We start from the raw sequence: 7,669 nt of genomic DNA, 5'->3' as shown, positions 1-7,669 counted from the left end.
TGCCGTGTGCGGCTAGTTCTTGTGCTGTTTTGAGGAGGGGTTGTTCGTCGCCGGACAGGACGGTGGAGGTGGGGCTGTTGAGGGCTGCGATGTCGATGCCGGGGTGTGGGGGGATGTTGTGTTCGGTGGTGGCGACGGCGATCATCGCGCCGCCTTGGGGGAGTGTTTCCATCAGGCGTGCGCGGGTGGTGACGAGGGTGGCGGCGTCTTTGAGTGAGAGCACGCCTGCGATGTGTGCGGCTGTCACTTCGCCGATGGAGTGTCCGGCGACGATGTCGGGTGTGATGCCCCAGGAGGTGATGAGCCGGTAGAGGGCGACTTCCAGGGCGAACAGTGCGGCCTGGGTGTACTTGGTCCGGTTGAGGCGGTTCTGGTCGTTGCCGAGGACGGTTTCGCGGATGTCTCCGCCGAGGGCTGCGCAGACTTCGTCGAAGGCTTCGCGGTACACGGGGAAGGCTTGGTGGAGTTCACGTCCCATGCCGGCTCGTTGGGAGCCCTGGCCGGTGAACAGCACGGCCAGCCGTCCGCGTGTGACGGTGCCCGTCACGACGCCGGGTGTCTTCTCGCCCCGTGCCAGCGCGCCCAGGCCCGCCAGCGCCTCGTCCCGGTCACCGGCAACCACCACCGCCCGCTCCGGCAACCCCGCCCGGCTCGCGGCCAGCGCGCTGCCCACTCCGGTGAGGTCCAGTTCGGGTCGCTGTCCCAGGTAGGACAGCAGCCGCTGTGCCTGCGCGCGCAGGGCGTCCTCGCCCCGTGCGGAGAGGGGGAGGAGCTTCAGGCCGCCGTCCGGGCGTGCCGGCGTGACCGGCGCTTCACCGGCCTCCGGGGCCTGTTCGAGGATGACGTGGGCGTTGGTGCCGCTGACGCCGAACGCGGAGACACCCGCCCGGTGCGGACGGTCCGTCCGCGGCCACTCCCGCTCCTCCGTCAGCAGTTCCACCGCGCCCGCCGACCAGTCGACCTGCGGCGTGGGGGCGTCCACGTGCAGGGTGCGCGGCAGGATTCCGTGCTGGAGGGCCAGTACCGTCTTGATGACGCCGGCGACGCCCGCGGCGGCCTGGGCGTGTCCGATGTTGGACTTCAACGACCCCAGCAGCAGCGGGCGTTCGCGGTCCTGGCCGTAGGTGGCCAGGACCGCCTGGGCCTCGATGGGGTCGCCCAGTGCCGTGCCCGTACCGTGCGCCTCCAGCGCGTCCACGTCCCCCGGCGCCAGCCCGGCCTCCGCCAACGCCCGCCGGATCACCCGCTGCTGGGAAGGACCGTTGGGAGCGGTGAGGCCGTTGGAGGCGCCGTCCTGGTTGACGGCCGAGCCACGCACCACCGCCAACACCCGGTGACCCAGGCGTTCGGCGTCCGACAGTCGCTCGACCAGGACCACGCCCGCGCCCTCGGCCCATCCCGTGCCGTCCGCCGAGGCGGCGAAGGACTTGCAGCGGCCGTCCGCCGACAGGCCCCGCTGCCGGGAGAACTCGACGAACGCCTCGGGCCCGGCCATCACGGTCACGCCACCCGCGAGGGCCATCGTGCACTCGCCGGAGCGCAGGGCCTGTGCCGCCAGGTGGAGGGCCACCAGCGACGACGAGCACGCCGTATCGATGGTCACCGCGGGCCCCTCGAAGCCCAGCGCGTACGACACCCGGCCCGACAGCACACTGCCCGCCCCGCCGGTCATGAGGTACCCCTCGGAACCGTCGGGGGCCGTGCGGAGGCGGCTGGTGTAGTCGTGGTTGACCATGCCGGCGAAGACACCGACGTCCTGGCCGCGCAGGGCGGTGGGATCGAGGCCGGCCCGCTCCAGGGCCTCCCAGGACGTTTCGAGGAGCAACCGCTGCTGCGGGTCCATCGCCAGGGCCTCGCGCGGGGAGATGCCGAAGAACTCCGCGTCGAACTCGCCCGCGTCGTAGAGGAAACCGCCGCGCCGCGCGTAGCTGGTGCCGGCGTGGTCGGGGTCCGGGTCGAAGAGCGAGTCCAGGTCCCAGCCGCGGTTCGTCGGGAATTCGCCGATGCCCTCCTCCCCGGCCCGCAGCAGCCGCCACAGGTCCTCCGGGGAGGCCACGCCGCCCGGCAGCCGGCACGCCATGCCGACGATGGCGACCGGCTCGCCGGGGTCGGCCGCCCGCCGGGCCGGGCCGTCGTGTCCGGCGGTGTCGTCGCCGAGCAGCCGGTCGCGCAGGAACGACGCGAGCGCGGCCGGTGTCGGGTGGTCGAAGGCGAGGGTGGTGGGCAGGTCGGTACCGGTCAGGTCGCGCAGGCGGTTGCGGAGCCGGATCGCGTTCAAGGAGTCGAAGCCGAGGTCCTGGAAGGGCCGTTCGGGGTCGATCGCCGAGGCGTCGTCGTGCCCGAGTACGGCGGCGGCGCTGGTCAGCACCAGGTCCAGCGGTGTGTCGCCGACCGATCCGGGCACCGGCCGCGGCCCGGATACCGGCTGCGGTGCGGGTATGGGCACCGGCTGCGACGCGGGTGCCGGGTGGGCCGTCGGGTGCGGGGCGTCCGGCCAGTACCGGCGGTGCTGGAAGGCGTATGTGGGCAGGTCGGTGACCGTGCGGTGCGGGGCCGCCGGGAGCAGGGCGGAGAAGTCGACGGGGACGCCGCGGACGTGCAGCCGGGCCAGCGCGGTGACGGCGCCGATGCGCTCGTCCTCGGCGCCGTCGTGCAGCGTGGGCACGAACATCGCCGGCTCGGCGCTGGGGCCGGACGCCTCCTGGGCCATCGCGGTGAGGACGCCGCCGGGGCCCAGTTCGAGGAAGGTGGTGACGTCTTGCGTGTGCAGCGCGCCGATGACGTCGTGGAAGCGGACGGTGCGGCGGACGTGCTCGACCCAGTAGTCCGGGGAGCACAGTTGCTCCGGGGTGGCCGGCTCGCCGGTGACGCCGGAGACGACGGGAATCGCCGGGAGCGAGTACGACAGCCTGGCGACGACCTCGCGGAACGCGTCGAGCATGCCGTCCATGTGCGAGGAGTGGAAGGCGTGGCTGACCCGGAGGTGCTTGATGCGGTGGCCGCGGGCCGCGCACGCCTCCGCGACGGCCGTCACGGCGTCCCGGTCGCCGGAGACCACGACGGAGGCGGGCCCGTTGACCGCCGCGATGTCGACGGTGCCCGGTGCGGCGGCGAGCAGGGGCCGGATGACGGACTCGGGGGCGTTGAGCGCGGCCATCGCCCCGCCCGGCAGGGCCTGCATCAGCCGTCCGCGTGCCGCCAGCAGAGTCACGGCGTCCGGGAGGGACAGCACGCCCGCCACGTGCGCCGCCGTCACCTCGCCGACGGAGTGCCCGGCGAGCCGGTCGGGGCGGACGCCCCAGGACTCGTAGAGCCGGAACAGGGCGACTTCCACGGCGAACAGACCGGCCTGCGCGAACACCGTCCGCTCCAGTTCGGCCGGGTCGTCGCCGAACACCACGTCCGGGACGGACCTGGTGACGTGCCCGGCGTCCAGCAGGTGCCGGTCCAGTTCGGCACAGGCGGTGTCGAAGGCGTCGCGGAACACCGGGTAGTGCTCGTGCAGGCGGCGGCCCATGCCGGTGTACTGGCTGCCCTGGCCGGTGAACAGCACCGCGAGCTTGCCGGGACGCGCCACTCCGCGGGCGTGCCGGGGGTGGGCCAAGGCGTCCAGACCGTCGAGCAGCGCGGTGCGTCCCGCGCCCACGACCACGGCACGGTGCTCGAACGCCGTCCGGGTGGAGAGCAGTGCGTGGGCGATGTCGGCAGGGTCGGCGTCCGGGTGCCGCCCGGCCCACTCCGCGAGTCGGTCCGCCTGCCCTTCCAGCGCCTCGGGGCTGCGGGCCGAGAGGACCCAGGGGACGACGGCGGGCACGGCCGTGGGCGTGGGCGTGTCGTCCGTACTGGTGTCCGTGTCAGGTGCCTGCTCGACGATGACGTGGGCGTTGGTGCCGCTGACGCCGAATGCGGAGACACCGGCCCGGCGCGGTCGCCCGGCCTCGGGCCAGGGCCGCTGTTCCGTCAGCAGTTCCACCGCGCCCGCCGACCAGTCGACCTGTGGGGTGGGGGCGTCCACGTGCAGGGTGCGCGGCAGGATTCGGTGCTGGAGGGCCAGTACCGTCTTGATGACGCCGGCCACGCCCGCGGCGGCCTGGGCGTGCCCGATGTTGGACTTCACCGAGCCGAGCCACAGCGGACGGTCCGCGGGCCGGTCCTGACCGTAGGTGGCGAGGACGGCCTGCGCCTCGATGGGGTCGCCCAGCGCGGTGCCGGTACCGTGCGCCTCGACCACGTCCACGTCGGCACCGGTCAACCCGGCGCTGCTCAGCGCCTGCCGGATGACACGCTGCTGGGAGGGGCCGTTGGGGGCGGTGAGGCCGTTGGACGCGCCGTCCTGGTTCACCGCGCTGCCGCTGACGAGGGCCAGCACCTGGTGACCGTTGCGCCGGGCGTCCGACAGCCGCTCCACGAGCAGCACGCCCACGCCCTCGGCCCACCCGGTGCCGTCCGCCGACGCGGCGAACGCCTTGCACCGCCCGTCGGCCGACAGGCCCCGCTGCCGGGAGAAGTCGACGAAGGCGTCCGGCGCGGCCATCACCGTGACCCCGCCGGCCAGCGCCATCGAGCACTCGCCCGCCCGCAGCGCCTGCGCCGCCAGGTGCAGGGCCACCAGCGACGACGAGCACGCCGTGTCGATGGTCACCGCGGGCCCTTCGAGACCGAGGGTGTAGGCCACCCGGCCGGACAGCACGGCCGCGGAGATGCCGGTGATGCGGTGCCCCTCGACCTCCTCGGAGACCTGGCGCAGGCGCAGCGCGTAGTCCTGGGTGTTCATGCCGGTGAACACACCGATGTCGCGGCCCGCCAGGGTCGTCGGGTCGATGCCGGCCCGCTCGAACACCTCCCACGACGTCTCCAGGAGCAGCCGCTGCTGCGGGTCCATCGCCAGGGCCTCGCGCGGCGAGATACCGAAGAAGCCCGCGTCGAACCCGGCGGCGTCCGTCAGGAACGCACCGTGCCGGGCGTACGACGTGCCGGGGTGGTCGGGGTCGCTGTCGTAGAGCGCGGACAGGTCCCAGCCGCGGTCGTCCGGGAAGTCGCCGACCGCGTCACCGCCCTCGCTGATCAGCCGCCAGAAGTCCTCCGGGCTCTCCACACCACCGGGGAAGCGGCAGCTCATCGCGACGATGGCGATGGGGTCGTCGGACGTCCCGGGCGGGACGGCGGACGGTGCCGCGGAGGTGTCGCCCTCCGCCAGGAGTTCCGCGAGCAGGTGCCGGGTGAGGACGTCCGGGCTCGGGTGGTCGTAGAGCAGTGTGGCGGGGAGCCGGAGCCCGGTGTCCGCGGCGAGCCGGTTGCGCAGTTCTACGGAGGTCAGCGAGTCGAAGCCCGCCTCACGGAACGCCCGGCCGGCGGCGACGGCGTCGGCGGACGTGTGCCCGAGGACGTGCGCGGCACGGTTCCTGACCAGGTCGAGCAGCGTCTTGTGCCGCTCGTCGGGCGTCAGCGGTGCCAGCCGTCGTACGAGGCCCGTCCCGCCGGCCGCCGCCGCCCGGCCTGCGGCCCGGCGCCGGACCGGCGGCACCAGCTCACGCAGCAGGGGAGCGACCGGGCCGCCGTCCGGCTCGGCACGCAGCCGCCCGAGGTCGAGCCGGGCCGCCACCAGCGCCGGGAGGGTGCTGCGCAGACCGGCGTCGAACAGCGCGAGGCCGGTCTCCTCGTCCAGTGCCGCCATCCCGAACCGCCGGGAGTGCTGCCGCAGGTCGGAGGCGGTGAGGTGGGCGGTCAGCCGGCTGGTGGCCGCCCAGTGGCCCCAGGCGAGCGAGGTGGCGGGCAGCCCGGCCGCCCTGCGCCGCGCGGCCAGCGCGTCCAGGAAGGCGTTGGCGGCTGCGTAGTTGGCCTGCCCGGGGTTGCCGAGGACGCCGGCGGCCGAGGAGTACAGCACGAACGCCGCGAGGCCGGTGTCCCGGGTCAGCTCGTCCAGCAGGAGCGCCGCGTCCGCCTTGGGCCGCAGGACGGCTTCCAGCCGCTCCGGGGTGAGGGCGGTGACCACGCCGTCGTCCAGCACACCGGCGGTGTGGACGACGGCGGTGAGCGGTGTCCCGCTGGGGATCGATGCCAGCAGGCCGGTCAGCGCGGCACGGTCGGTGACGTCGCAGGCGACGGTGCGCACGGTGGCTCCCAGCGCGCCGAGGTCGCGCTCCAGCTCGGGCACGCCGTCGGCGGCACCGCCGCGCCGGCTGACCAGCAGCAGGTGGCGTACGCCGTGCTCGGCCACGAGATGCCGGGCGAGCCGGCGGCCCAGGGTGCCGGTGCCGCCGGTGATCAGAACGGTGCCGTCGGGGTCGAGCGGCTCTACGGCGTCGACGGTGTCCTCGGGGCCGAGCGGTCGAACGGCGCCGGCCTCGGCCGCCCGCACCAGCCTCGGTACGGTGGCCCGGCCGGCGGTGAGGGCGAACTGCGGCTCACCGGTGGCGACCGCGGCGGGCAGCAGCGCCTCGGAGGCGGCGTCCCCGTCCACGGCGGCCAGGACCAGCCGCTCCGGCGCCTCCGATTGCGCCGAGCGGACGAGCCCCCAGACAGCCGCGGTGACCGGGTCGCCGACGTCCCGCGTGACGACGACCAGCCGCGCATCCGTCACCGGCAGGGCAAGCCACGCCTGGACCCATGCCAACGCCCGCGAGGTCAGCGCCCGCAACCCCTGGGCGGTGTCCGTCAGATCCACGCGCACATCACTCAGAGCGGCCGACGTCGACAGCTCATCGAAGTCGGCAACGGCGACCAGATGCCGCGTCGGGTCCGCCACGGCCTCGACGGCAAAGGGCACCCAGTCGACGCGGAACAACGCGTCCAGCGGGTCCACGCCGCCCTGAGCAGCCGCCGACACCAGCTCATCCGCGTCGACCTCACGCGAGATGACCGACCCGAAGCTGCCGACCGCCCGGCCGGAGGCGTCCGCGAGTTCCAGCGCCGTGCCGCCACTGCCGTCCGGAGCGGAACGCGCCCGCAGAGAGGTGGCCCCGGCCGCTGCCAGGGACACGGCACGGTAGACGACGGACAGCGCGGAGGTGCCACCGTCGGCACGGCCCACGGCTTCGAGCAGCGCGGGATGCAGCGCGAACCGCTCGGCCGCGTCCCGCTGCTCCTCGTCCACCTCGGCCTCGGCGAACACCTCCTCGCCACGCCGCCACGCCGCACGCAGCCCCGGCACCGCCGGATCCACCTCGACGGGCACCGCCCCGGCCGGCGGCCACACCGACAGGTCGATGCCGGGGACGGCGTCCGGACGGCCGGTCAGTGTGCCGGTGGCGTGCCGGGTCCAGTCGGGGGCACCCTGACGCCGAGAGTGGACGGTCAGCCGGCGCCGGCCGGAGCCGTCCGCCGCGCCGACGGCCACCTGGAGCCGCACGCCCGGGCCCTCCGCGAGCACGAGCGGCGTCTCGATCACCAGTTCCTCGACGGCACCGCAGCCGACCTCGTCCCCGGCACGCACCGCCATCTCCAGGAACGCCGCCCCGGGCACCACCGCGACTCCGTGCACCGTGTGTTCGGCCAGCCAGGGGTGGCTGCTCGACGACAACCGGGCGGTGAACAGCACCCCGCTCTCGTCGGGCAGTTCGACCCAGGCGTCGAGCAGGGGGTGTCGGGCGTCCGTGAGGCCGGCGGCGGCCACGGCACCTGCGGGAGGGACGCTTCTGAGCCAGTAGTGCTGGTGTTGGAAGGGGTAGGT

Annotated in this window: 1 protein-coding gene; it reads right to left on the bottom strand. The window is 74.4% G+C overall.

Annotated features, from left to right (window positions below; translation table 11 throughout):
* Nucleotides 1-7,612: type I polyketide synthase (locus FRZ03_RS24490; protein ID WP_261399326.1), on the bottom strand; the 7,612-nt coding region annotated here is incomplete at its 3' end.
* Nucleotides 7,613-7,669: the final 57 nt, after the last annotated feature.

It is taken from the genome of Streptomyces misionensis (assembly GCF_007896895.1).
Classification (GTDB): Bacteria; Actinomycetota; Actinomycetes; order Streptomycetales; family Streptomycetaceae; genus Streptomyces; species Streptomyces misionensis_A.
The sequence above is the reverse complement of the archived record's forward strand: the minus strand, read 5'-3'. Positions and strand labels throughout refer to the sequence as shown.